24 protein-coding genes are annotated in these 21,933 nt (G+C 49.0%); 14 read left to right on the top strand and 10 right to left on the bottom strand.

The annotated features are described in order from the left end of the window. Positions 1–166 precede the first annotated feature (166 nt). The 5 genes from aqpZ (at position 167) to BRW63_RS12660 (ending at position 4,076) form a co-directional block, all read left to right on the top strand. Positions 167–886 (top strand): aquaporin Z, encoded by a 720-nt coding sequence (aqpZ, locus tag BRW63_RS12680; RefSeq protein ID WP_073071652.1) that lies wholly within the window; start codon positions 167–169, stop codon positions 884–886. Between the two features lie 166 nt (positions 887–1,052). After that, complete coding sequence (locus tag BRW63_RS12675; RefSeq protein WP_143162050.1) at positions 1,053–1,484, top strand: hypothetical protein; 432 nt, start codon at positions 1,053–1,055, stop codon at positions 1,482–1,484. A 27-nt stretch (positions 1,485–1,511) separates the two neighbouring features. After that, positions 1,512–2,357 (top strand): hypothetical protein, encoded by an 846-nt coding sequence (locus BRW63_RS12670; RefSeq protein ID WP_073071648.1) that lies wholly within the window; start codon positions 1,512–1,514, stop codon positions 2,355–2,357. A gap of 84 nt (positions 2,358–2,441) precedes the next feature. After that, on the top strand, positions 2,442–2,792 hold the full coding sequence (locus BRW63_RS12665) for a Spx/MgsR family RNA polymerase-binding regulatory protein (RefSeq protein ID WP_073071647.1): 351 nt from the start codon (positions 2,442–2,444) through the stop codon (positions 2,790–2,792). Between the two features lie 255 nt (positions 2,793–3,047). Further along, the gene (locus tag BRW63_RS12660; RefSeq protein WP_073071645.1) at positions 3,048–4,076 is read left to right on the top strand and encodes an SH3 domain-containing protein; all 1,029 of its coding nucleotides are present in this window, start codon (positions 3,048–3,050) and stop codon (positions 4,074–4,076) included. A gap of 140 nt (positions 4,077–4,216) precedes the next feature. Here BRW63_RS12660 and ileS read toward each other — a convergent pair whose 3' ends face one another. After that, complete coding sequence (gene ileS / locus BRW63_RS12655) at positions 4,217–7,102, bottom strand: isoleucine--tRNA ligase (RefSeq protein ID WP_073071643.1); 2,886 nt, start codon at positions 7,100–7,102, stop codon at positions 4,217–4,219. 528 nt (positions 7,103–7,630) lie between these two features. Between ileS and BRW63_RS12650 the strand changes: the two genes are divergently transcribed. After that, positions 7,631–8,407: a PEP-CTERM sorting domain-containing protein gene (locus BRW63_RS12650; protein WP_073071641.1), complete on the top strand. Its 777-nt coding sequence runs from the start codon at positions 7,631–7,633 to the stop codon at positions 8,405–8,407. A 74-nt stretch (positions 8,408–8,481) separates the two neighbouring features. Here the strand turns inward: BRW63_RS12650 and BRW63_RS12645 are convergent, their stop codons facing one another. From BRW63_RS12645 to efp, 3 genes are all read right to left on the bottom strand, one after another. Further along, entirely contained in the window at positions 8,482–9,477 is a 996-nt protein-coding gene (locus tag BRW63_RS12645; RefSeq protein ID WP_073071639.1) for a Ycf66 family protein, read from the bottom strand. 72 nt (positions 9,478–9,549) lie between these two features. Continuing rightward, a complete protein-coding gene (accB, locus tag BRW63_RS12640; RefSeq protein WP_073071638.1) occupies positions 9,550–10,065 on the bottom strand; it encodes an acetyl-CoA carboxylase biotin carboxyl carrier protein in 516 nt (171 codons plus the stop codon). Between the two features lie 100 nt (positions 10,066–10,165). Continuing rightward, complete coding sequence (gene efp / locus BRW63_RS12635) at positions 10,166–10,726, bottom strand: elongation factor P (protein ID WP_073071636.1); 561 nt, start codon at positions 10,724–10,726, stop codon at positions 10,166–10,168. A 163-nt stretch (positions 10,727–10,889) separates the two neighbouring features. On the opposite strand from efp, the gene BRW63_RS12630 reads away from it, so the two are divergent. Both BRW63_RS12630 and thiL read left to right on the top strand, forming a co-directional pair. Next, on the top strand, positions 10,890–12,014 hold the full coding sequence (locus BRW63_RS12630) for a peptidylprolyl isomerase (protein WP_073071804.1): 1,125 nt from the start codon (positions 10,890–10,892) through the stop codon (positions 12,012–12,014). Then, positions 12,015–13,010, top strand: a complete 996-nt coding sequence (gene thiL / locus BRW63_RS12625; protein WP_073071634.1) for a thiamine-phosphate kinase — start codon at positions 12,015–12,017, stop codon at positions 13,008–13,010. Here the strand turns inward: thiL and BRW63_RS12620 are convergent. From BRW63_RS12620 to BRW63_RS12605, 4 genes are read right to left on the bottom strand one after another with little or no spacing between them, the layout of a single operon-like run. After that, positions 13,007–13,216 (bottom strand): DUF6887 family protein, encoded by a 210-nt coding sequence (locus BRW63_RS12620; RefSeq protein WP_073071632.1) that lies wholly within the window; start codon positions 13,214–13,216, stop codon positions 13,007–13,009. The two genes, thiL and BRW63_RS12620, sit on opposite strands and share 4 nt — an antisense overlap. 14 nt (positions 13,217–13,230) lie before the next feature. Continuing rightward, positions 13,231–13,455 carry a DUF6887 family protein gene (locus BRW63_RS12615; RefSeq protein ID WP_073071630.1) on the bottom strand — a complete coding sequence of 75 codons (225 nt, stop codon included), beginning with the start codon at positions 13,453–13,455 and terminating at the stop codon, positions 13,231–13,233. Continuing rightward, the gene (locus tag BRW63_RS29945; protein WP_073071628.1) at positions 13,452–13,667 is read right to left on the bottom strand and encodes a DUF6888 family protein; all 216 of its coding nucleotides are present in this window, start codon (positions 13,665–13,667) and stop codon (positions 13,452–13,454) included. Before BRW63_RS29945 ends, BRW63_RS12615 begins: the two co-directional genes overlap by 4 nt. A 37-nt stretch (positions 13,668–13,704) precedes the next feature. After that, on the bottom strand, positions 13,705–14,271 hold the full coding sequence (locus BRW63_RS12605; protein WP_073071626.1) for a hypothetical protein: 567 nt from the start codon (positions 14,269–14,271) through the stop codon (positions 13,705–13,707). Between the two features lie 181 nt (positions 14,272–14,452). Here BRW63_RS12605 and BRW63_RS12600 point away from each other — a divergent pair, with 181 nt between their 5' ends. Genes BRW63_RS12600 through BRW63_RS12590 form a run of 3 tightly spaced genes read left to right on the top strand, consistent with a single transcriptional unit; the run spans position 14,453 to position 15,696 of the window. After that, a complete protein-coding gene (locus BRW63_RS12600; RefSeq protein WP_073071625.1) occupies positions 14,453–14,884 on the top strand; it encodes a hypothetical protein in 432 nt (143 codons plus the stop codon). 24 nt (positions 14,885–14,908) lie between these two features. Next, complete coding sequence (locus BRW63_RS12595) at positions 14,909–15,319, top strand: hypothetical protein (protein ID WP_073071623.1); 411 nt, start codon at positions 14,909–14,911, stop codon at positions 15,317–15,319. After that, the gene (locus BRW63_RS12590) at positions 15,316–15,696 is read left to right on the top strand and encodes an HNH endonuclease (RefSeq protein WP_083582895.1); all 381 of its coding nucleotides are present in this window, start codon (positions 15,316–15,318) and stop codon (positions 15,694–15,696) included. Before BRW63_RS12595 ends, BRW63_RS12590 begins: the two co-directional genes overlap by 4 nt. Before the next feature lie 88 nt (positions 15,697–15,784). Here BRW63_RS12590 and BRW63_RS12585 read toward each other — a convergent pair whose 3' ends face one another. After that, positions 15,785–16,795 (bottom strand): type I glyceraldehyde-3-phosphate dehydrogenase, encoded by a 1,011-nt coding sequence (locus BRW63_RS12585; protein ID WP_073071620.1) that lies wholly within the window; start codon positions 16,793–16,795, stop codon positions 15,785–15,787. Positions 16,796–17,477: 682 nt separating this feature from the next. On the opposite strand from BRW63_RS12585, the gene murC reads away from it, so the two are divergent. The 3 genes from murC (at position 17,478) to BRW63_RS12570 (ending at position 20,832) form a co-directional block, all read left to right on the top strand. Continuing rightward, entirely contained in the window at positions 17,478–19,013 is a 1,536-nt protein-coding gene (gene murC, locus BRW63_RS12580; protein WP_073071618.1) for a UDP-N-acetylmuramate--L-alanine ligase, read from the top strand. 88 nt (positions 19,014–19,101) lie between these two features. Beyond that, a complete protein-coding gene (gene murB / locus BRW63_RS12575; RefSeq protein WP_083582894.1) occupies positions 19,102–20,136 on the top strand; it encodes a UDP-N-acetylmuramate dehydrogenase in 1,035 nt (344 codons plus the stop codon). Positions 20,137–20,478: 342 nt separating this feature from the next. Then, complete coding sequence (locus BRW63_RS12570) at positions 20,479–20,832, top strand: hypothetical protein (RefSeq protein WP_106253988.1); 354 nt, start codon at positions 20,479–20,481, stop codon at positions 20,830–20,832. Here the strand turns inward: BRW63_RS12570 and BRW63_RS12565 are convergent. Continuing rightward, on the bottom strand, positions 20,829–21,749 hold the full coding sequence (locus tag BRW63_RS12565) for an AEC family transporter (protein ID WP_073071801.1): 921 nt from the start codon (positions 21,747–21,749) through the stop codon (positions 20,829–20,831). The two genes, BRW63_RS12570 and BRW63_RS12565, sit on opposite strands and share 4 nt — an antisense overlap. Between the last annotated feature and the right edge of the window lie 184 nt (positions 21,750–21,933).

The raw sequence follows: 21,933 nt of genomic DNA, 5'->3' as shown, positions 1-21,933 counted from the left end.
TAGAAACATCCGCCTAGTTTAAAGACATTTGCTTCTGCAATTTTTGCCCGTTGGCAGATTTTGACGATCGCTTCAAACAATTTATAACGCGATTTATAAAGCGATCGTTTGATGTTTCTTTTAACAAGGCAAATCGCACACTTGAAATCACGGAGTGGATAAAAAAATGTCACTGATGACACGCTGCATTGCAGAGTTTTTCGGCACATTCTGGCTCGTTTTTGGCGGATGTGGTAGCGCTGTTTTAGCGGCTGCTTACACTGCTGATGCCGCAAAGATTGGTGAAACAACACTCTTTCCGCTAGGAATTGGGCTTGGGCACATTTCTGGCGCTCACCTTAACCCTGCTGTCTCATTTGGTCTGTTTGTCGCCAAGCGATTTCGAGGTGGCGCAGACTTGCTGGGCTATATCGTGGCGCAAGTGCTAGGAGGAATTGCTGCCGCGGGTCTGCTTTATCTGATCGCCAGCGGTAAACCAGGCTTCACGCTATCTGGCTCAAACCCACTAGCGACCAACGGGTTTGGGGCGCACTCTCCCGGTGGTTACTCCTTACTGGCTTGTCTGGTGATTGAAGTCGTGCTGACGTTCTTCTTCTTGATGATTATTTTGGGTGCGACTGATGTTCGTGCCCCTCAAGGCATTGCTCCGATCGGCATTGGTTTCGCTTTAACGCTGATTCACCTGATCAGCATTCCGGTCACCAACACCTCAGTCAACCCGGCTCGGAGTCTCGGCCCTGCGCTGATTGTGGGCGGCGAACTGCTCGGACAGGTTTGGCTATTCTGGGTTGCACCGATTTTGGGTGCTGTGATTGCAGGAGTTGTTTATTCTGCTCTGTTTAGCGAAACAACGGTGGCAGAAGAGCGGGCGAGAGAAATTATTTAGATTTTCTACGATCGTGCCCCCTTCTCACGGGGGCAAATTCCCAAATTCTAAAGAGATTCCCTAAGATCACGGAAATGTGATGTAATTTTTGTGAGTGTTTTGCAGCGATCAAGCTCCTGTCCTGTGGAATCTCGATAAATTTACTAACTTAACTAAAGAAAAATCTATGATACGGAACATTTGCAGCAACGCGCTGTTGACGATCGGACTATTGGTCAGCGCGAGTGTTGCGGCTCCAGTCTGGACGACAGCCCAAACCGCTAGCCCGTTTCGCGCCGATTGGCAGCCTCTGGGTCATGTAAATCCTAAAAAGCCAGTGCGGGTGCAGTTTGTTAATGAATCGAGCCAAGTCGTTGAATATACGCTAGTCGGACACACAAAGGGCAGAAAAATTGCGGCTGGCAAGACCGATGAAGTCAGCAATGTGCCGCTTCCCGTCTATCTAGCAATCAATCCGGTGCGCGATCGCGTCTATGTGCGATATGACATTGCGGTTGACGCAAAAGAAAACCGGGTGAAAATTCGGATTCAACCAGCAACCACTCAGGGCGATCGGGCTTTTGAAATTGATAAGAAAGGCGCAATCTTCGCTTACTGACACTCAAAGTTACACCCACAATAGATCATGCGTACCTTGCATCTCTCTGGCGCTATCTTTTTGACAACCCTGGCGCTGCAAGCCTGTAGTGGACGCTATCAAACCCCGATCGCATTTCCCGGTTCGTCTAGTCGACCTGCTCCAACGGTGCAGAAATCGCCGATCGTCACGCCTCAAAAACCTGTTCGCCCTGCGGTTACAACTTCACCCACTGCAACCGAAGCAGATTTAAGAGTCTGCACTACGCTGAGTCCAGAAAACCGCCGCCTGGTCGCCTTCGAGACCGCAAACTACTTAGTCAACGTCTGTCAAAAGGGCACTCAGGGACGAATCTTCTATCTAGGGCGGCAAAAAGGCAAGCCAAATAGCAGGGTGCAGGTAACGGCTACTTCGACCCAGCGGGGCTATCGTGCGATCGACGGCAACACTACTTATGTGGTAGAAACTCAGTCAGGCGGAAAACTGATCGTGCTGCAAAACGGGCAGAAATTATTTCAAGAACCCGCGATCGGAACCGTGATCACTGCCAGCAAACCTGAACCGTCTAAAGAAAACCGTCCAGGAGCTGGCTTTCGGCTAACCTGTAGGGGCGACATCAACGATCGCAATCTGTATTTCACCGTCATTTACACCCAAGAGAGCGGCTTCACAACTTTTGAGCTGCGGCAAAAGGGCAGCGATCGTTTAATCTCTCAAGGCAGGGTTGCGTTTAGTGGCAGGAACAACCAGGGACAAACGATTTATCGAGGGGCAGCAAAAAATGCCGATGTGGTCGTTGTCGGATTTGCGCCTCACTATCAAAAGCCTTTCAGTGAAATGTCGTTCAGCATTGATGGACAATGGGGTCGGGGCACCTGTCGGCAATTGGGTTAGCGATGCGATCGAGTTCAACATCGGTTGTAGTTTATCGAGCGTCTGAACTATGAGACACTCGTCTCTACTATTTATTGAAATGTTATGGCAATTCAAGTGTATGGAATCCCGACCTGTGGCACCTGCAAAAAAGCGTTTCAATGGCTTAAAGCTAACGGCATTGACTACGAATTCATCAACACCAAAGACCATCCACCGACTCAATCAATGATTGATGCCTGGGTAAGCACACTCGGAAGTAAGCCGATGCGAAACACCTCTGGGCACTCTTACCGCTCTTTGGGAGATGAGAAGAAAACCTGGACAGATGCTCAGTGGGTTGAGGCGTTTACTCAGGATGCCATGCTGCTTAAGCGCCCTCTTTTTGTCTGCGATGATGTGGCGATCGCGGTCGGGTTCACTCCATCAGAAGACCTGCTCACAGCTTTAGCCTAAGCTAAATGGCGGATATAACAGGCTCACTCACTGAGTCCTTTCTCTGACTGCGTGAAATTGCTGATTTTACTTTACTGTCAGAAGGAAAAGCGCGAATATACTAAGTGTAAGCATATGAGAAATTACTGAAACCCTCAGTGCGTCCCTCTCTCACTGCTGGCTCACCTTGATTTACATCAAGAGTTTTACAGTTCAAAATTCTTATCGATACTCCGCACTCCTTAGCAAATCTACACTACTTACAGGGAGAACCTAATGGAAAATTTAGCTTATCTTCATTTAGCGGTTGACTTTGAAAACCCTAATCCAGAACTAAAACTTCGATCGCTCAAAGAACTCGGCTTGAGCATTCCTAATTCTGCTTGGATCGGCGTTGCTAGTCTGGCGATCGCGGTTTCAATCTTGGCAGGTGCTCACAATGCGATGGCAGCAGTCGGAACTGGCAGCACAGGTTCGGCGGTGACTGCCGTTCAGAGCGCCCTTCGCAATCGTGGTTATGACATCGCAGTCGATGGAGTTTATGGGCAAAGAACCGCCTATATTGTCTCTCTGCTCCAAGGCTATGAAAAAATTTCTGTAGACGGCGTGGTTGGGCCGCAGACCGCTTCTGTGTTAGGGCTATCGGGTTCTGCTTATAGCGGCGGTGGTGGCGGCGGCAACAATGGTGGCGGTTCCTCTACTGGAGCTGTGACGATTACGGCTGCAAGTGGAGTCAATATCCGCAGTGGTCCGAGCACGGGCTATAGCATTGTTGGGGGTTTAGGCTATGGCACACGCGTCAACACCTATGGCTCTTCGGGTGGCTGGTATCGCGTCAACGGCGGTTGGATCGCGTCGTCTCTCACGAGCGCGGGTGGTAGTGGCGGCAGTGGTGGCAGTAATCCTGGTGGCGGTTCCTCTACTGGAGCTGTGACGATTACGGCTTCAAGTGGAGTCAATATCCGCAGTGGTCCGAGCACGGGCTATGGCATTGTTGGGGGTTTAGGCTATGGCACACGCGTCAACACCTATGGCTCTTCGGGGGGCTGGTATCGCGTCAACGGCGGTTGGATCGCGTCATCCTTCACGAGCGCAGGTGGCAGTGGTGGCAGTGGTGGCGGCAACAGTGGAAGTGGTTATGGCACAGTCACTGCGGGTAGTGGCTTGTTTATTCGCAGTGGCCCGGGCACTGGCTATGGCGTTGTGGGCAGCGTTGGCTATGGCGCAAGCGTTCCTATCTATAGCTCCTCAAACGGCTGGTATCGAACAAACGGTGGTTGGGTTTCGTCTAGTTTTATTCGTTAAATCGCCGATCGCTTAGACTGACAAAACCAAAAAAGGGACGTACTTCAAATACGTCCCTTTTTGCATAAAATCTACAAATCCACGTACGGGCATGGCACTGCCGTGCCCATTAGCTCTATAAGTAACAGACACGATTCAATTCACGATCCTAAGTGACTGACGATCGAAGTGCAGCGCTCACAGAGTAGCGGATGCTCCTTAAATTCGCCAACGTGAATTGAGTAATTCCAACAGCGATCGCACTTCTTGCCGTCAGCATGGGTGACTCCGACACTCAGCATTTCTGATGAACTGGTGTAGTTGAGTCCTGATAGGCGATCGAGTGAGTCTAACAACTCAACTTGCGACGTTAAAAATAGATAGCGCAACTCATCCACCCCATCGCCACTCAAACCGTCAGCAGGATTGAGAGCCATCAGAGTTTGTCGCAATTGAGCATCCGGCACATACAGCAAAACTTTGGCTTCTAGCGAAGAGCCGATTTCCTTTTCGGCACGGGCTTTTTCTAGAACTTTATTCACCTCTGCTCTCACCTGGCGCAAAATCTCCCATTTCTCTGCCAGTTCGGGTGCGTTCCACTCAGGTTCTAGCTTCACCCAACCCGCTTGAAACACTGATTTATAAGGCGTTGGGTAAGGGATGGCTTGCCAGATGTCTTCTGCCATGTGACATAAAACAGGTGCGATCGCCCGTGCCAAATTTTCAACGGCGATCGCCAACACGGTTTGACAACTCCGACGACGCAGATCATCGGTGCCACTGATATACAGCCGATCTTTCGCAACATCCAGATAGAAGTTAGACAAATCAACCGCACAGAAGTTTTGCACGGTTTGGAAGAAGCGGAAAAACTGAAAACTCTCAAACGCATCTTGAACGTCGTTGAAGACTTCAGTCATTCGATGCAGCATATAGCGATCGAGTTCTGGCAATTGCTCATAAGCAACCGCATTTTTAGCCGGATCAAAGTCGTGCAGGTTACCTAACAAAAACCGGGCGGTGTTGCGAATCTTGCGATACACATCGGACATTTGCTTGAGGATGGTTTTTCCGATCGGCACATCGTTTGTGTAATCCACCGACGAAACCCACAGCCGCAGAATATCGGCTCCGTAAGGCGGCTCTTCTTTCTGGTTTTTGCCACCTTCGATCACGACCATCGGATCGACGACATTTCCAAGCGATTTACTTTGCTTACGTCCCTGCTCATCCAGCGTAAAACCATGCGTCAAAACAGTTTTGTAAGGCGCATGACCATTCACCGCCACACTCGTCAACAAACTGGACTGGAACCAGCCACGATGTTGATCCGATCCTTCTAGATACAGATCGGCAGGATATCGGAGATCCTCTCGCTGCTTGAGAACGGCTGCCCACGAAGAACCAGAGTCAAACCAAACATCCATCGTGTCGGTGCCCTTGCGATAGGTGCGCCCATGATAGTGTTCTGGCAGAAGTTCTTCTACAGACATTTCCCACCAGGCATCAGAGCCTTTTTCTGCCACGATCGCTTGCACATAAGCGATCGTCTCTTCATTTAGCAACGGTTCGCCCGTTTCTTCGTCATAAAACACCGGGATCGGTACGCCCCAACTGCGCTGACGAGAAATGCACCAGTCCGATCGCTCTGTTACCATCGACGTGATCCGGTTTTCGCCCTGTGCAGGAATCCAGGTGACTTGGGCGATCGCCGCTAGTGCCTCGTCTCGAAACCCTTCAACCGACGCAAACCACTGCTCAGTCGCTCTAAAGATCGTCGGCTTTTTGGTTCGCCAATCGTAAGGATATTTGTGAACATAAGGTTCTTCTTTGAGCAATGATCCAGCGTCGGCTAATGCTTGAATTACAGCACCGTTGCCATCTCCTAACACGTTTAGCCCCGCAAACTGTCCGGCTTCTTCGGTAAAGTTGCCGTTATCATCCACGGGTGAAAGCAGCGGTAGCCCATAGCGCAGTCCGACCTGATAGTCTTCTTGACCGTGACCCGGAGCCGTGTGGACTAACCCCGTACCTGAATCAGTAGTGACGTAATCACCGCCGATCACAATTTCGCTTTGACGATCGCACAACGGATGCCGATAAGTGCAGTGTTCCAGCAACCGACCCATCATCGTGGCTTTCTCGGTCAGAGTTGTTCCCAAAGTCTCGGAGAGGCGATCGATCAAGTCTTTCGCGACAATCAGATACTTAAACTTAGAAGGAAAATCTGCCCCGACTTCTACCACAGAGTAAACCAAGTCTGGATTGACGCTCACCGCCAAATTTGCCGGGATCGTCCAAGGAGTTGTTGTCCAGATGGCAACGCCCAACTCGCCTAAAAATGGGTCGAGGGGCATCTGCAACTCTTTTGACAAATTCCTGACTTCAAAAGCAGCATAAACACTCCGCGAGGTGTGACCTTCGGGATATTCCAACTCGGCTTCTGCGAGTGCCGTTTTAGAACTCGGACTCCAGTGAACAGGCTTTAAACCCCGATAGATATAGCCTTTTAACACCATTTGCCCAAACACACCGATTTGAGCCGCTTCATAGTCTGGCGTTAACGTCAGATAAGGATGCTTCCAATCGCCCCAAACCCCGTAGCGCTTAAAGCTTTGAAGTTGCTCTTCTACGGCTTTGAGAGCATAGTCTTTGGCTTTGTGCCGCAGCGATAAGGGTGTCAACTGCCTGCGTTCTTCGGGTTTGAGGGTTTGCAAGACTTTAAGCTCGATCGGCAACCCATGACAATCCCAACCTGCCACAAAGCGCACCTTTCGCCCTTGCAACAGTTGATATTTATTGATCGTGTCTTTGAGAATTTTGTTGAGCGCATGACCAATGTGCAATGCGCCGTTTGCATAAGGAGGCCCGTCATGCAAAATGAACAGATCACCAGGGTTGTTCTGTGACAGTTGCTCGTAAATTTGCTGTTCTGCCCAAAATTTCTGCAATTCGGGTTCCCGCTTGACTGCGTTTGCCCGCATATCAAAATCGGTTTTAGGCAAATGAACGGTGTCTTTATAAGCTCCGGGATCTGTTAGCGCCATGATACACAAGTGTCAGAATATAGAAAATTAGCAAAGAGGCAACATCGCCCACTCTGCATTGAGTCATTATCAGTGAGAACTTCACTAGCTTCAAGTCTAGCGTGGAGAATAAATTGCTGACCGATCGCTCGATCACCCCTTTTCAAAATCCCAGGTCTTTCTCAAGCTAGTTCAAAAAGCGCTGCAATTTTATGACTATACGGATGGGTATGCCTTGAATGAGTCAGCGCTTTTACACAAGGGGATTATTTTTGAGCACTGTTCCAGAACGATTGCCCAGTACCTTCATCAATAGGCAGCCAATTTTGGAACATTTTCCAGCGATGAGGTCAGTGATTAAGTCGTGTATATACTTGACCTGCCCTGATGAAAAGACTCTTTTAGAGTTTTTTATACGCAGGTCTTTTCGCCAAGTTTAGCCAGAGGTCGATCGCATGAGGTTACGGGTAAATTCTTGGTAAGAATTTATACAGCTTGCTCTCTCAATGGCAACATGGCAGTGAAACACAAGCTTAGAGAAGCTAGTCTATGTTGACCTCAATGAAATGTTTACTTGCCGGAGCCATCGCGTCAGTCGGCATCGCCACTCTTTCGGTTAGTCAAGCCTCTGCGGCTGCCCTTTCGTCTGCTGCTGATCTTTCGGTCAAAGCCACCCTCACTGCCGATAATCACTACGGTTTGTTTCACGGAGACAAAAATGGTAGCGTTTTGAACTTTGTGGGTAGAAACGAAAAAGGCCCAAACGGTAGCACAGGTGGATACAACTGGTCTCATGCAGAATCTTGGGACTTTAAGATGAGCAAGCAAGAGTATCTCTATGTGGTCGTATGGGACGATCAGAGTGTAGATGAATCTTGGGTTGGTCAATTCAATCTTGGGGGTGGAGACAAAGGCTATGAGCTGCTGTCAAAACCTGACGCTTGGGAGTATGTGATCACTCAAAAAGCAGCCAATCCAGGGGACTTTGGAAATACTCCCTCCAACTCTGAACTGAACTGGGAAATTCAAAACGCAAATTGGCTATCTTCTAAGAGCCGAGGTCTCAATGACGGCACCACAGCGCCGTGGGGACAAATTTCAGAAGTGACAAAGACTGCTGAGTTTCTAAACACTACGACCAATGGCACTGGCAGAAAGGCAGATAACAGTTTGTATACCATTTTCCGAACCAAAGGGTCAGTTGCAGACACCATTGGCATCAAGTCTGTACCAGAGCCTGCATCAATGTTGGGTCTGCTGGCAGTCGGCACGCTAGGAGCAGCGTCGCTTCGCAAGCGCAAAAGTCGGCTCAATAAGGTCAGTTAAACTCGCTTAACAATCAATGAGAGAGGATGAGGCTTGGAATTTTCCAAGCCTTTTTTATTGCCTTCTTTTTAAGTCTACTCGTCAGATTGAGCGGTTTCAGGCGGGTCGGCAGGGAGGTGCTTTTCTTCGGCATCGGCGATCGCCGCTTCGACTAAATCAGGCGTGGGCGGTTTAGGAGGAATCGGCTGAAGCCCTTCTGCTTCTGACTGCGCGGTTTCTGCTGCTCGCTTCGCTTCAAACTCCATCTCTTCTAACATGATCTCATCAGAAGGAATGGTCGAATCAGAAGTGGCATTTTCATCACTCAAAACAGGAGGCTGGGGAGGCGCTTCAGATGTAGCGGTCTGGTCGTCTTCCTCAAAATCATCGGCATCTTCTTGCACAGAAGGCGTTGCGTCACGAAAATCCTTTCTCACGTAGGTCGCCGTATTTTTCTTGGGCTTGTTAAAGCTGGCAAGCACCGATTTAGCAGCCTCAGTGAGAGCAGCTAATGGGTTTTGTTGGGGCGAGGATGCAGGTTGAGGTGCCACAGGTGTGGAAGACGGAACCTGTGGAGCGGGTGTTGCAGAGGATGTCGTCGCGTCTACGGTTGTCGGGGGAGTGCCAAAATCTTCTGGCTTCAGAGGCTCATAGACTTGAGGGGTTTGAGTCTCGGCAGAATTCTGCGGTTGAGGGGTTTTGTTGATCAGCGACTGTGCCCGATCGCGCAAATTTGTAAATTGCTGCTTAACCTTAGCGGTGTTTTCAGGCGAAAGCACTCGGTTTAGCCCGGCTTGCAGATCGGTGGATAGATCTCCAGTCGTCGATCGCTGCTCTGCGGGAGTTTGCGCCGATCGAGCCACCAGAGTTTGCCAACCGAGCCAGCCAATCAGCGAGACACTCGCCATTTGCCCCAGCAAAACGCCACCCGTAATTCGTTCTGCACAAACCCACAGCACAAGGGCGTAAAATAAGCCCACTCCACTCCACACCAGATCTCCTTTACGATGAAGTTCTGGATAAAAGAACGCAGCTAGGTAAAGGGCAAAACTGCCTAAGCCGACCCCTAAAGCAAGAATAAATGTCAGCATATTTGCTGCTCCCAAACTATCAGCGATTTATATTAACTTTACCGCTCATGGGGAGCGATCAAAGATAGGAAATTACACAGGGTTAACCCGCATTAGAGGTTGCCCATATTCTACAGGCTGCAAGTTTTGCACCAGAATCTCAACGATTTCTCCAGAGACTTCAGCATCTATCTCATTCAACAGCTTCATTGCTTCGATAATGCACACCGTTTGCCCAGAGCGAATGCGATCGCCGACATTGACGAACGGTGCCTCGTCGGGTGCTGGAGAGCGGTAGAATGTGCCCACCATCGGGGAAAGAATTTCGACTAAGCGATCGTTACTAGGGGGTGGAGCCGATTGGCTAGAAGGAGCGCCATTGGGAGTGTCAGCCGTGCCTCTCGACAGATCTGGTGTGGGGAGAGGCGTGACGATCGGGGTGACGGTCAGCGTCTCTCTCGACCCGATCAGATCGGCTTGTCCTGAACCCGATCGCGACCCTCGACGAACGGTCAACTCAAAATCTTCACTTTTTAAGATCAACTCCGCAATATCAGTTTGATTGAGAGCCGTGAGCAGTTCGCGAAGTTCGCTTAAGTCCAGTGGCACAGTGTGATTGCTCCATTTATGTAGGCATGGGTGATGAGTGAGTAGTCGGCAGTTAGTAGTCTTCAGTCTCCGCGACTAACCAAGCGCCACAAGCCACCTGTTAATTTTCTCGACCCAGGTAAGAATCATCGCGGGTATCGACTTTAATCTTTTCTCCGACCGTGATGAAGAGAGGCACCATGACTTGAGCGCCCGTTTCGACGATCGCGGGTTTAGTGCTGCCTGTTGCCGTATCGCCTTTAACGCCCGGATCGGCTTGCGTAACTTCGAGCACGACCGTGTTAGGCAGTTCAACCTCTAAGACTTGTTCGCCCCATTTGATCACGTTGACTTCCATGCCTTCTTTGAGATATTTGACGCGCTCACCGATTTGAGACACGCTGAGTTGCCCTTCTTCAAAGGTTTCCATATCCATAAAGACATATTGATCGCCGTCTTTATAGGTATGCTGCATCGTGCTTTTTTCAAGATTGGCTTGCGGCACCGACTCCCCTGCACGAAAGGTTCGTTCTAATGTTTTCCCGGTGCGGACATTCTTTAGCTCAGTTCTGACGAATGCCGATCCTTTGCCTGGCTTTACGTGCAAAAAGCTGATCACTCGCCAGACGGCTCCGTCTAACTCAATACTTACGCCAGGTCGAAAATCATTACTAGAAATCATGAGTGATGACAGTGGGGGAGAATGTTCGGCACTTTATTTTACCGCCCAGCGATCGTTTTTAATCGCTTTTGATTGGGGTTGTTCGTCACGATTCACCACAAAGCACCGACCCCTAACATGGCACAATCGAAAAGGGGTTTTAAAGCACGCGGGGAAAGAGATTATGTCTTTTTGGAATCGTTTGACACTCACTCAAGGTCTGGGTTGGCTGAAAGGTGGCTTGCTCAAAGGGATGGCGATCGCGATGGTTTGTCTAAGCCTGTGGGGATGGAGTCTCCCGGCTCAGGCATTGCCGCCTGGAAATCCGATCGTCAACCCAGAAGCGCTGCTTCGCTACTCATTGCCGATCGATAATTCTGAGGTTCGCAAGCTGCAATCTAGCCTAGAAGATATCACCACCCAACTGCGGGCCAATCGTCGTTGGGGATCTGTGGTTAGCGATATCAAACAGGCGTATAGCATTTTGAACGATCGTCCCGCTCAACTATTGGCATCCATTCCTGATGACAAAAAACCTCAAGCAGAGGCAATTATTGAAAAATTAAAGACGGGCGTTGAGCAACTTCAAACCAGTGCAGAAGCGAAAGATAAAGAGCAGACACGATCGCAGCGTTCGGATTTGCTAACTCTAGTTTCACGTCTCGAAGAATTGATGGTGCAAAAGTTTCCTTATGAGGTGCCCGAAGCATATAGCAATCTGCCTCAACTTAAGGGACGTGCTACCGTTGTCGCCAAAACAGATCACGGTGATTTGACGATCGTTCTCGATGGCTATAGCGCCCCAGTCACGGCTGGAAATTTTGTGGATCTCGTGCAGCGTGGCTTTTACGATGGCTTGAAATTTACGAGAGCCGAAGATTCTTATGTGCTGCAAATCGGCGACCCGCCAGGATCTGAGGTTGGCTTTATCGATCCCGCAACTAAAAAATATCGTTCTGTTCCCCTAGAGATTTTGGTGAAAGGCGACAAGGAGCCACTTTATGGCATCACCTTAGAAGATGCAGGACGCTATTTAGATCAGCCTGTTCTACCCTTCTCAGCGTATGGCGCTTTGGCGATGGCTCGTCCGGGTGAAGACCCCAACGGCGGTTCTTCTCAGTTTTTCTTCTTCTTATTTGAGCCAGAACTTACCCCCGCAGGCTTAAACTTACTCGACGGTCGCTATGCGATCTTTGGATTTGTGACAGAAGGGCGAGAAGTGCTGGAAAAATTGAAAGCCGGAGACACGATCGAGTCCATGAAAGTTGTAGATGGCTTAGACAACCTAGTTGAACCCAAAGCCGCTTAGATGAGCGATTCTCTGACGGTTCAAAACCTTGGAGAACAGGGACTGCTAAAGCGAGTGCAGTCCTTTTGTCCGTCAACTGTAGTAGGTGACGATGCGGCTGTGTTGCCTACCGAATCCGGAATGCTGCTCGTTGTCACCTCCGATGTGTTGGTCGATCGCGTTCACTTCAGCAATCAGACTACCCCACCTGAATCAGTTGGGTGGCGATCGGCGGCGGCAAATCTCTCCGATCTCGCCGCAATGGGGGCTTCACCGTTAGGAATCACTGTTGGGTTGGGACTGCCAGGTGAAGTTTTAGTGAGTTGGGTGGAAGATTTGTATCGCGGCATTACGGGCTGTTTGCAGAAGTATGGAACCGTAATTGTGGGAGGTGATCTTTGTCGATCGCCCGTAATCACCGTTGCCATCACCGCCTTTGGACAAGTCGATCCTACGAGAGTGATTCGCCGTGCCACCGCCCAACCCGGAGACGCAATCTTAGTCACGGGTTTTCACGGTTCTTCCCGCGCAGGATTAGAACTCTTGCTGCATCCTGAATTGGGTCAGGAATTGAGTCAGGACGATCGCATCTCATTAATCCAGGCGCATCAATATCCTAACCCTCGATTAGATATCCTTCCGAGTCTTCCTGAAACACGGATTTCTGGAATGGATAGCAGCGATGGACTGGCAGACGCGATCGTGCAAATTTGTCGAGCGAGTGGAGTTGGGGCGCGGCTCGATCGTCAAAAAATCCCGATTCATCCCGCTTTGAAACGATGGGCTTCTTCAGAAAAGGCGATGAAGTGGGCGCTTTACGGTGGAGAAGATTTTGAGTTAGTTCTGTGTTTGCAGAGGTCAGCGGCTCAAAAGTTAGTGGAGCGATTGGGAGGAGCAGCGGCGATCGTCGGCACCATTACGTCTGATTCCGATATTCGCGTCATCGATTTCACTCAAGAAACACCCGATGAGATTTTGACCCTAGAGCAAGGCTTCCAGCACTTTAGTAGCGACTAGCTCATCTTCGTTTGTTCTACTTTTTGTTCAACTAGCTTTGCGATCGCCTCAACATCTGCCTGAGATGCGATCGGGGTGGACATTGCCGGAGATGCATCGGATGTGAAGCGATCAACAAACGCATAAAAGGCTGCCTGATCATTAGGATGTGCAACAACGTAAGCCCGTAGCTCAACTTTCGTCATCTTGGTGAAGTCAAATTTCATCTTTAAAGAAGCTTTTAAGCTGGATTGTTTCGTCTTTCAGAACTCTTACGAATATGCTCTGTGAACTCAGGATAATTCTCTAGATCTTGCTCTGACTGAAGGGCAGGCATCTCAACCCAATTACCCTCAGCATGAAGCCTGTCTACATAAGCGTAGAATGCATCTTGATCGTCTCGATGAGCGAGAACATAATCACGTAAATCTTTCTGACTCATCGCTTGAAAGTTTGGCTGGCTCATCTGATGTACCTCCATTTGCCGTTGGGGTAGATTTCGATATCGTTCTCTTCACCGGCTAGAAAGAATATGTTCCCTGTACGTTCATCAAATCGGACTATATTCACAGGCAGGTAGAATTTGGTGAATCGGCAGCACAACAAGTAGCACTGCGTTTTCTGCTCTGATGTAGGAATACTAATCAACCCCTCAACCTTGCTTCTCGAAGCTAACATAATTCAACCTACAAAAAAGCCCTCAACTCCGATCGAGTTAGGCACTTTTAAGATTTTTGAAATACCAGTAGAGATTAGCAACGGTTAAATCTGAAGCCTCTTGCCAGTTCGACGGCACAAGTGCCGGGTAACCCGCTTTAGGAGCTAGATGACCGATCTCCACCTCATATTCTTGCCGTGACTCAGGCTTGATCATGAAGCGTAATTGATCCCGCAATCCCCGAAAATCAGTTTGAGATCGCAGCGTTTCATACAGTGCCACTTCTGGAGGGATTTGTAAAATCTCAGGCTCGATCGCGTCAAACTCTTCAAGGCTCAGATCAGGAAGCTGCTGTAATTCGCTAGGTGAAAGGGCTTGGATTACATCAATTTGAGTTTGCCACACTTCTAAAACCTGCAAATCTTGGTGATGAATGCGAGTGATTTCGGGAAAGATGAAGTCCAATTCGGCTTGAGATTGGCAAGTAGCGACAACCGAGAGAGTATTCTGTTTAATTTTGGTTTGCAAATCAGAGATACACTTGCTGGCAGCGATCGGCTCATTGTGTAATTGAAAGACTAGCGCGATCGTTTGCTCTTCTACCGCAGCGAAGCTTGAGTGCAATTTCTAACGCATTTAGATTCTATGGAACGATCTCTTTCAAATCGATACGGCAGTAGTTCGTTTGATCGGCTTAGAAACAGATAATTTATTGATTCAACTTCATTGGCTTTGGGAATCCTGGTGTCATACCCTGTTGACAGTATATTTGAGTGGTAACAGGCTTTGAAATAGGCAGTGTCTCATGGTTTCTAAAAAACGGGCGATTGATTTTGCGGTGAAGCTTGGCTGGACACGGGAAGATGCTAAACGAGCTTATGAATCGATTGGAGTCAACCTCGATTTAGTCGCGGATGACGACGAATTTACCCTAGCTTTGACTTTAGCTGACTATGCAGGTGAAGTACTATCTGAGCGACAACGTAAGCAAGCTGCTCAGAAAGCTCAAGTTACTAAAAAGACGAATGAAATCGAAAAAATAAAAATTACCCACGCTAAAAAAGTTGAACAATATGAGGAAGATCTGAATCTCCAACGTAGTCAGTTTGTTGGAATTATCAGTCGTGTTTACAAAATCGCTCAAAAAATTGGATTGAGAGATGCTTGGATTGAGGCTTTGTTAACTTCATACAACGAATATTTGCAAGACGAAGACGATTCATCAAAAACCATGTAAATCTATTTGCCTGTTAAACTCACGATGCCAAAACCTTCTTCAGAACTCAAGACCGTAACGCGAAAACAGCTTCGCGGACTTGGGTTATCGCTCTACCATGCAGCTGCCATCACGAAGGTATTGAAACCTTCTACGCAGCAAGGCTCTACCTACTTATATTCTGCTGCTGAAGTTATAGGTTCGCTGCGGCAGTATATGCAGCGATCGAGAATCAAGGCTACAACTCGCGAGACTCTCAAGACAGCTTTAGATATCTTGCTAGATTTGATCGGAAATGTTGTTCCTGTTGCTTTTGGTACTTCGACTGATCCCGAACTCAGTCGAATGACGCGAGAACTGATGACCACAATTTCAAAAACGAATTCCTCGTTAGCTGCTCTGAAGATAGATGCCGAAATCAAAGTAAAATCTCATACCAAACCTGAGACAACATGAGTACACCTCCTCATTCATTCCCCGACTTCTCAGACTTAGCACGTAGCTTAATATTGCTCAAAAATAAGCTAGATCAACGAACCAAAGATTTTGAGAAAGATGTACAAGAAATCAGGCAGTACTATTCACCTCGCGCAAAGTTTGAGCGTTGGAAAGCAACAGAAGACGGAAAAATGTGGAAAGAGAAGCAACACAAGCGTCAACGCGGCTGCTGTGCTAGTTGTAGCTTTGTGATTCAAGTTAAAGGCTCTCACATTGATCACGTTCAGCCCCTCTCTAAGTTTCCAGAATTAGCGACCTGTGTGAAGAATCTGCGCTTACTCTGCCCCGATTGCAATACCAGGAAGGGTTCCAATGATTGCAAAAGAACCGCCTGAGGCAATTTCTCGTCTGCTAACTCAACGATATAGAAAACCCCCAACTCCAACGGAAATTGAGGGCGTTCAAGCTAATGTCTAACCGATCTTAAGCAACCCATTTTTGAGCCACAATTTCAGCCAAGTCAACTACCCGTTGGCTATAGCCCCACTCGTTGTCATACCAGGCGATCACCTTCACCATGTCACCGCCCATCACCATCGTGAGCGCTGCGTCAATGATCGAAGACTCATCTGTCCCGGCATGGTCACTCGACACTAACGGCAGATCGCAATACTTGAGAATTCCTTTCATTGGGCCTTCTGCGGCGGCTCTCAGCACTTCATTGACCTGCTCGGCGATCGTCGCTTTCTCAACCTGAACGACCAAATCAACCACCGACACATTCGGAGTTGGAACCCGCATTGCAATGCCGTTCAGCTTGCCTGCCAATTCAGGTAGCACCAGAGCCACAGCTTTTGCCGCGCCCGTAGACGTGGGAACAATGTTCATTGCGGCAGCCCGTGCCCGACGCGGATCGCGGTGACTCGCATCTAGCAAGCGTTGGTCGCCTGTGTAGCTGTGAGTCGTGGTCATTGTGCCTTTGATGATGCCAAAATTTTCGTGAATGACTTTGGCAACGGGGGCAAGACAGTTAGTGGTGCAGCTTGCATTACTAATAATGTTGTGCTTGTGATGGTCATAATCTTGATGGTTTACGCCGACCACAAAAGTGCCATCGTCGCCTTTACCAGGAGCGGTGATCAAAACTTTTTTCGCGCCAGCATTGATGTGCTTAGATGCACCTTCTTTGCTGATGAACACGCCAGTAGATTCGATGATTAAATCGATTCCCCAATCTTTCCAAGGCAAGTTTTCTGGGTTGCGATCGCTCGTACACTTAATCACATGACCGTTGACGGTGATGGTGTTTTCATCGGCGCTGACATCGGCATTGAACTTGCCCAACATCGTGTCATAAGTCAGCAAATGAGCGTTTGTTTTGGGGTCAGAGGTATCGTTAATGGCGACTACTTCTATCTGACTGTTCTCCCTGCCCGCCCAGCAACGCATGAAGTTTCGCCCGATGCGTCCAAAGCCGTTAATCGCTACTCTCATGACTGCGGTTGCCCTCTGTAGATAAATACCTATTGATGAGACACATCATATCGTAAAAGGTAAAGAAATTATTAGAGGAAAACAAGGGCTGGAAAAGAGGGATCAGGAGTCGGGGATCATAGGGTCAGAAATTGAGAAAATGCTTGACTATTCGTAGAAACGGTGAGACGAGATGTATGCTCTCACCCCTTTGGAAACCAGATTAGGAGTATCCTGAGCGGCTCGATTCAATATCTGTGACAGAAAAAGCGAGATGACCAACGATCGCCAGCCAGGTCATCTGCGATCGCTTCTGACCAGATCACTCGATCAAGCGTCGGTTGGCTTAGGGTGTCCTCCGCAATCAGCAAGACTACAGCATTATTTTTTTTATAAGTGTGCTGATTTGAATAATTTAGGCTATTTTGAATGACGACTCATTTCAACTCTAAAAACCTCTTAGAACCTGATGAATTTTTATCAGGAATTCACTGACTTCGGGGTGTAGTTATCGGGTCAATGTCGCTGCTGATGTTTATCAGCTAAAGGAGTTGGGAAAATTGAATTTCTGGTTCAGTTAATCAAAAAGGCAATTTCGCGGTTTTGAATTCAAAGAGAAAGAAATTCTCATTTAGCTATACCGTGAAAAAGCAATCCTTGATATGATAGCGCGTGTTATTGGTGTGGTGTGTAAGGAGCTAAGATGCTGAATTCCGTTGATTTCAGCGGCAGACCATTTCATTTTATTGGAATTGGTGGGATTGGAATGTCAGCCCTCGCTTATGTTTTAACCAAGCGTAAGCTGCCTGTTTCCGGTTCTGATGTTCGCTTAAGCCATATTACGGAGCGCCTCGAAGAATTAGGTGCCCATATTTTTGATCGTCAAGATGCGTCTAATCTTGAGTTCTTTAAGTCTCAAGTTGATTTGACTCCTGCGGGTGCCATCAGTTTTGCTTCTGTGAAGGGTGCGACTCCTGCGCCATCTGTAAAAAGTCGATTATCAGACTGCAAATCGACTCTGGTTTTGCCGCAGGTTGTCTGCTCTACCGCAATTAACGCCGCCAACCCTGAATATCGAGCGGCGATCGAGCTAGGGTGTCCAATCTTTCACCGCTCAGATATTTTGGCAGCCCTGATTGCCGATTATCAGAGCATCGCCGTTGCCGGAACTCATGGCAAAACTACGACGAGCAGCTTAATCAGCTATATGCTGTTGATGGCAGGGCTTGACCCCACCATTATTGTCGGTGGTGAAGTTCACGCCTGGAAAGGCAACGCCCGGCAAGGGCAAGGTCGCTATCTCGTTGCAGAAGCCGATGAGTCAGACGGCTCGCTGGTTAAGTTTTCTCCCCACATTGGCATCATCACCAATATTGAACTCGATCACACCGACCACTACAGCAGCTTAGAGCAAGTGGTCGAGACGTTTCAAACGTTTTCGAGTCATTGTCACACGGTGATCGGCAGCATTGACTGCGAGACGGTGCGCGATCGCCTCAAGCCCAGCATTAGCTATAGCCTTCGCGCTGAATCTGAAGCTGACTATACTGCCGTTCAGATTCTCTATCATGCAGAGGGCACGACTGCCCAAATCTACGAGCGCGGGCAGCCGTTAGGACAGTTAAAGATTAAACTTCTGGGTGAGCATAATCTCAGTAACGCTTTGGCAGCCGTCGCGGTCGGTCGGCTCTTGGGGTTAGAGTTTTCGGTGATTGCCGCCGCGATCGTCAATTTTGAAGGTGCTCGTCGGCGGTTTGAGCATCGGGGTGCTGTCAACGACATTCTGTTTGTGGATGACTATGCCCACCATCCCAGTGAGATTCGAGCCACCCTTTCATCTGCCCAAATTCACGCCAGGTTAACTGCGTCTAAACGTCGAGTTGTGGCGGTTTTCCAGCCGCATCGCTACAGTCGTGTCCTCACGTTTTTGACAGAGTTTGCCGGATCGTTTGCCGAAGCAGATGTCGTCATTGTCAGCGATATCTATAGTGCTGGAGAACCCGATTTAGGGCAGATTAATGGTCAGCAGATGGCAGATCTGATTGCCAAGCATCACCCCAACGTTCACTATCAGCCTTCGCTGCGATCGATCAGCCATTTTTTAGGGGAAACGCTGGCTCCTGGAGACTTGACTCTTTTCTTGGGTGCAGGAAATTTGAATCAAATCATCCCAGAAGTGATGTCATATCAGCAGGGTGTCGAACAAGACTCGTCTTTGGAACGGTGCCACCGCTCTTAAGGTTATGGCACAACCTTCTTATCTTTAGATCCTAGGCACGAGATCCATCGGGGTCTCCAGTTGGAGCATTCACACACCTAAAATTACTATGACTCTTTCAAGCGATCCCCGAACTTCTCGCGCTGCTCACCAATCAGACTTCTCAACTCGCAGCACCCTCTCTAGAGCACTCGCGAAAACCAGCGACATTCAGACCATTCCCCTTCCTGGCACTGACAGCTTGCTAAAAGCAAATGTTCCTTTAGCGACGCTTACGTCCTTCCGGGTCGGTGGCCCGGCAGAGTGGTACATTGCGCCGCGTCATCTTGAAGAACTGCAAGCCAGCCTTGAGTGGGCAGAGCTTCAGGGGTTGGCAACCACGATGCTGGGCGCAGGGTCAAACTTGTTGATTAGCGATCGTGGGCTTCCCGGTCTCGTGATCTCAACTCGTCATCTACGCCACAGCCACTTTGATCAAGCTACCGGACAGGTAACAGTCGGAGCGGGTAAGCCATTGCCTCGTCTGGCATGGCAGCTAGCTGATCTCGGCTGGCAAGGCTTTGAGTGGGCGGTGGGCATTCCGGGCACGGTCGGCGGAGCTGTCGTCATGAACGCAGGTGCTCATGGAGACTCGATCGCAGATATTTTGGTCGAAGCGCAGATCTTGCTTCCCAATGGACAGTTTGAGATTCTCACCCCTCAAGCGCTAAATTATCGCTATCGCACGTCTGCCTTGCAAGGCGGATACTCTGAAGAGAAAACTGCTTTGCGACGGCTCGTGACTCAGGCAACGTTTCAACTCAGACCTGGTGCTAACCCTGCTGAGGTTTTAGGCGTGACGAGTCACCACAAGCACCAAAGACTAACAACTCAGCCTTATAACATGCCCAGTTGTGGCAGCGTGTTTCGCAACCCTGGCGCTTATAAAGCGGGTTGGCTAATTGAGCAGACAGGGTTAAAGGGGCATCAAATTGGGGGCGCTCAGGTCGCACAGCGTCATGCAAATTTTATTCTCAACTGCGGGGGTGCGACGGCGAGTGACATTTTTCAACTGATTCGGTTTGTGCAGCAGCAGGTGCATCAGCGCTGGTCGCTTTTGCTAGAGACAGAAGTGAAAATGATGGGCGAGTTTCAGTCTGCCTGACTATATTTAAGATCGTAATTTAAGATCGTAAATTAAGTAATGTCGGTTATTTTCAATGTCGAATGGGCGCTGCCGTGCCATGCCCGTATGTAAATCTGCGTCCTAATTTAATTCACAGCTTTTAAGTATAAAGGTGGGAACTTTACAGCAACTCTATGAGTCAAAATAGCTTAACGAACTTGACGTAAAGCTAGGGCAGATGTTCTCAGTAGTACTGACTAGAGCGATCGTCCGTCTACAACGTGAGCAAAATCACTTCAACTATTCTCTGATAGAGGCTATGTTGATGTCACTACAAGCAAGATTTCTCTTTGGGTAAAGATGAGAGATAGAAACGAACCAGTGAAGCGTCTTGGCTGCTATCTGATTGAGGCAGGGCTAATCACTCAGGCCCAGATCGATGTCGCGCTGAATGATCAAAAGATCATGGATGATATGCGCTTTGGTGAAGTGCTTGTGGCACGAGGCTGGATTAAGCAACAGACTTTAGATTATTTAATCAAAAAAATTGTTGACCCCGAACAGCGCGCTGCAAGAGCATCTCAGCAAAAGTCTCTCAGCCCTGATCTGGTGAGCGCCGCGATCGTCAAGCCGACTCCTCCCAGCATCGCCGCAAAATCGTCTTCTGTGCTTCCAAACGAGCGCAAGCCTCTGCCGTCATTGCCTGCGGATGATGGGGTGAGCTGGGCAGGTTAAAGGCTAAACAGCCAGAGCCAAACCGGGAGTATGAGGAGTAGTCCGATCGAGCCAACCGCGAGAGACGTGACCGCGAGATTTTTGTCTAACCCATAGGTTTCTGCTAGAACCAATGTTGCAAAGGCGGGAGGCATGGCCATTTGCAGCACGATCGTGTGCTTTTCTGCTTCGCTAATCGGCAAAAAAGGTAAGCTCAAACTCACGGTCAGAGGCACCACGATCATTTTGATCCCTAAACTGACACTGGCAGAATTGAGCCGAGATAGCGACGGCAACTGACTGAGGCGCATACCAATTAAAATCAGGGCAAGCACGATCGCGCTCCAGCCAGCCTGATGCAAACCAGTTTCTAGAACGCTAGGGAGGGGAACGTCTCGTGCGGCAAGCCCCAGTGCAAAGCCCCAAAGGGCTGGATTTTTGAGAAGTGCGAGGGTCAACTGCGATCGGCTCTGGGTGCCCAGTCCTAATCGACTGGCTAAAACGACTCCTAAGCCATAAGCGCCCCAAGTGGTGCCCAGCATGTCATAAAAAAGTGCCCAGGCAAAAAGCTGTTGTCCGCCCAACGCCAATGCGACCGGGAAGCCCAAATAGCCTGTGTTGCCCACCATTGAAGCCAGTAAAAAGCTTCCTTGAGTAGGTCTGTCCCAAGTGGGTTGATAGAGGCTCCACAGCCAAGCCAATCCTGCGCCTAATAAAATTGCTACCCAAGCGACGATCGGAGCGATCCAAACCTGTCCTGATAGGTCAGCCCCCCGCAAAAACGCCAAAATGCTAACCGGGACTCCGACCCAAAATAAGAAATGACCTAAATAAGTGGGGGCAGTTTTGGGTAAATAGTGCCCAAACAGCCAACCCAAAAGCGTCCACCACACCAGTGGCAAGTAGAGATTAAACAGTTGAGTAACAAGATTGGGCATAAATTTGGAATGAATTTGCATTCCTGGACAGAGAATCGGTATCTTTAGGGGTAGCCTAGATAAAGCTTTGACTTCAGATGACCGTTGAGCTTTAACGATCGGCGTTGTCTAGCCGCCACTCCTCTGCCAGGGTAGCGTTTCTCGACGCTCTAAGCTGGTTGCAACCTAAAACGTGCAGGAAGAA

The organism is Phormidesmis priestleyi ULC007, from assembly GCF_001895925.1.
GTDB classification, from domain to species: Bacteria; Cyanobacteriota; Cyanobacteriia; order Leptolyngbyales; family Leptolyngbyaceae; genus Phormidesmis_A; species Phormidesmis_A priestleyi_A.
The sequence above is the reverse complement of the archived record's forward strand: the minus strand, read 5'-3'. Positions and strand labels throughout refer to the sequence as shown.

Coding starts and splice junctions, on each gene's coding strand:
- BRW63_RS12585 (WP_073071620.1), bottom strand. CDS start 16,795: ATGAGAGTAGCGATTAACGGCTTTGGACGCATCGGGCGAAACTTCATG.
- murB (WP_083582894.1), top strand. CDS start 19,102: ATGACTCTTTCAAGCGATCCCCGAACTTCTCGCGCTGCTCACCAATCA.
- thiL (WP_073071634.1), top strand. CDS start 12,015: ATGAGCGATTCTCTGACGGTTCAAAACCTTGGAGAACAGGGACTGCTA.
- BRW63_RS12595 (WP_073071623.1), top strand. CDS start 14,909: ATGCCAAAACCTTCTTCAGAACTCAAGACCGTAACGCGAAAACAGCTT.
- BRW63_RS12645 (WP_073071639.1), bottom strand. CDS start 9,477: ATGCTGACATTTATTCTTGCTTTAGGGGTCGGCTTAGGCAGTTTTGCC.
- murC (WP_073071618.1), top strand. CDS start 17,478: ATGCTGAATTCCGTTGATTTCAGCGGCAGACCATTTCATTTTATTGGA.
- BRW63_RS12590 (WP_083582895.1), top strand. CDS start 15,316: ATGAGTACACCTCCTCATTCATTCCCCGACTTCTCAGACTTAGCACGT.
- BRW63_RS12650 (WP_073071641.1), top strand. CDS start 7,631: ATGTTGACCTCAATGAAATGTTTACTTGCCGGAGCCATCGCGTCAGTC.
- BRW63_RS12660 (WP_073071645.1), top strand. CDS start 3,048: ATGGAAAATTTAGCTTATCTTCATTTAGCGGTTGACTTTGAAAACCCT.
- efp (WP_073071636.1), bottom strand. CDS start 10,726: ATGATTTCTAGTAATGATTTTCGACCTGGCGTAAGTATTGAGTTAGAC.
- BRW63_RS12670 (WP_073071648.1), top strand. CDS start 1,512: ATGCGTACCTTGCATCTCTCTGGCGCTATCTTTTTGACAACCCTGGCG.
- ileS (WP_073071643.1), bottom strand. CDS start 7,102: ATGGCGCTAACAGATCCCGGAGCTTATAAAGACACCGTTCATTTGCCT.
- BRW63_RS12615 (WP_073071630.1), bottom strand. CDS start 13,455: ATGAGCCAGCCAAACTTTCAAGCGATGAGTCAGAAAGATTTACGTGAT.
- BRW63_RS12665 (WP_073071647.1), top strand. CDS start 2,442: ATGGCAATTCAAGTGTATGGAATCCCGACCTGTGGCACCTGCAAAAAA.
- BRW63_RS12600 (WP_073071625.1), top strand. CDS start 14,453: ATGGTTTCTAAAAAACGGGCGATTGATTTTGCGGTGAAGCTTGGCTGG.
- BRW63_RS12620 (WP_073071632.1), bottom strand. CDS start 13,216: ATGAAATTTGACTTCACCAAGATGACGAAAGTTGAGCTACGGGCTTAC.
- BRW63_RS12565 (WP_073071801.1), bottom strand. CDS start 21,749: ATGCCCAATCTTGTTACTCAACTGTTTAATCTCTACTTGCCACTGGTG.
- BRW63_RS12675 (WP_143162050.1), top strand. CDS start 1,053: ATGATACGGAACATTTGCAGCAACGCGCTGTTGACGATCGGACTATTG.
- aqpZ (WP_073071652.1), top strand. CDS start 167: ATGTCACTGATGACACGCTGCATTGCAGAGTTTTTCGGCACATTCTGG.
- BRW63_RS12630 (WP_073071804.1), top strand. CDS start 10,890: ATGTCTTTTTGGAATCGTTTGACACTCACTCAAGGTCTGGGTTGGCTG.
- BRW63_RS29945 (WP_073071628.1), bottom strand. CDS start 13,667: ATGTTAGCTTCGAGAAGCAAGGTTGAGGGGTTGATTAGTATTCCTACA.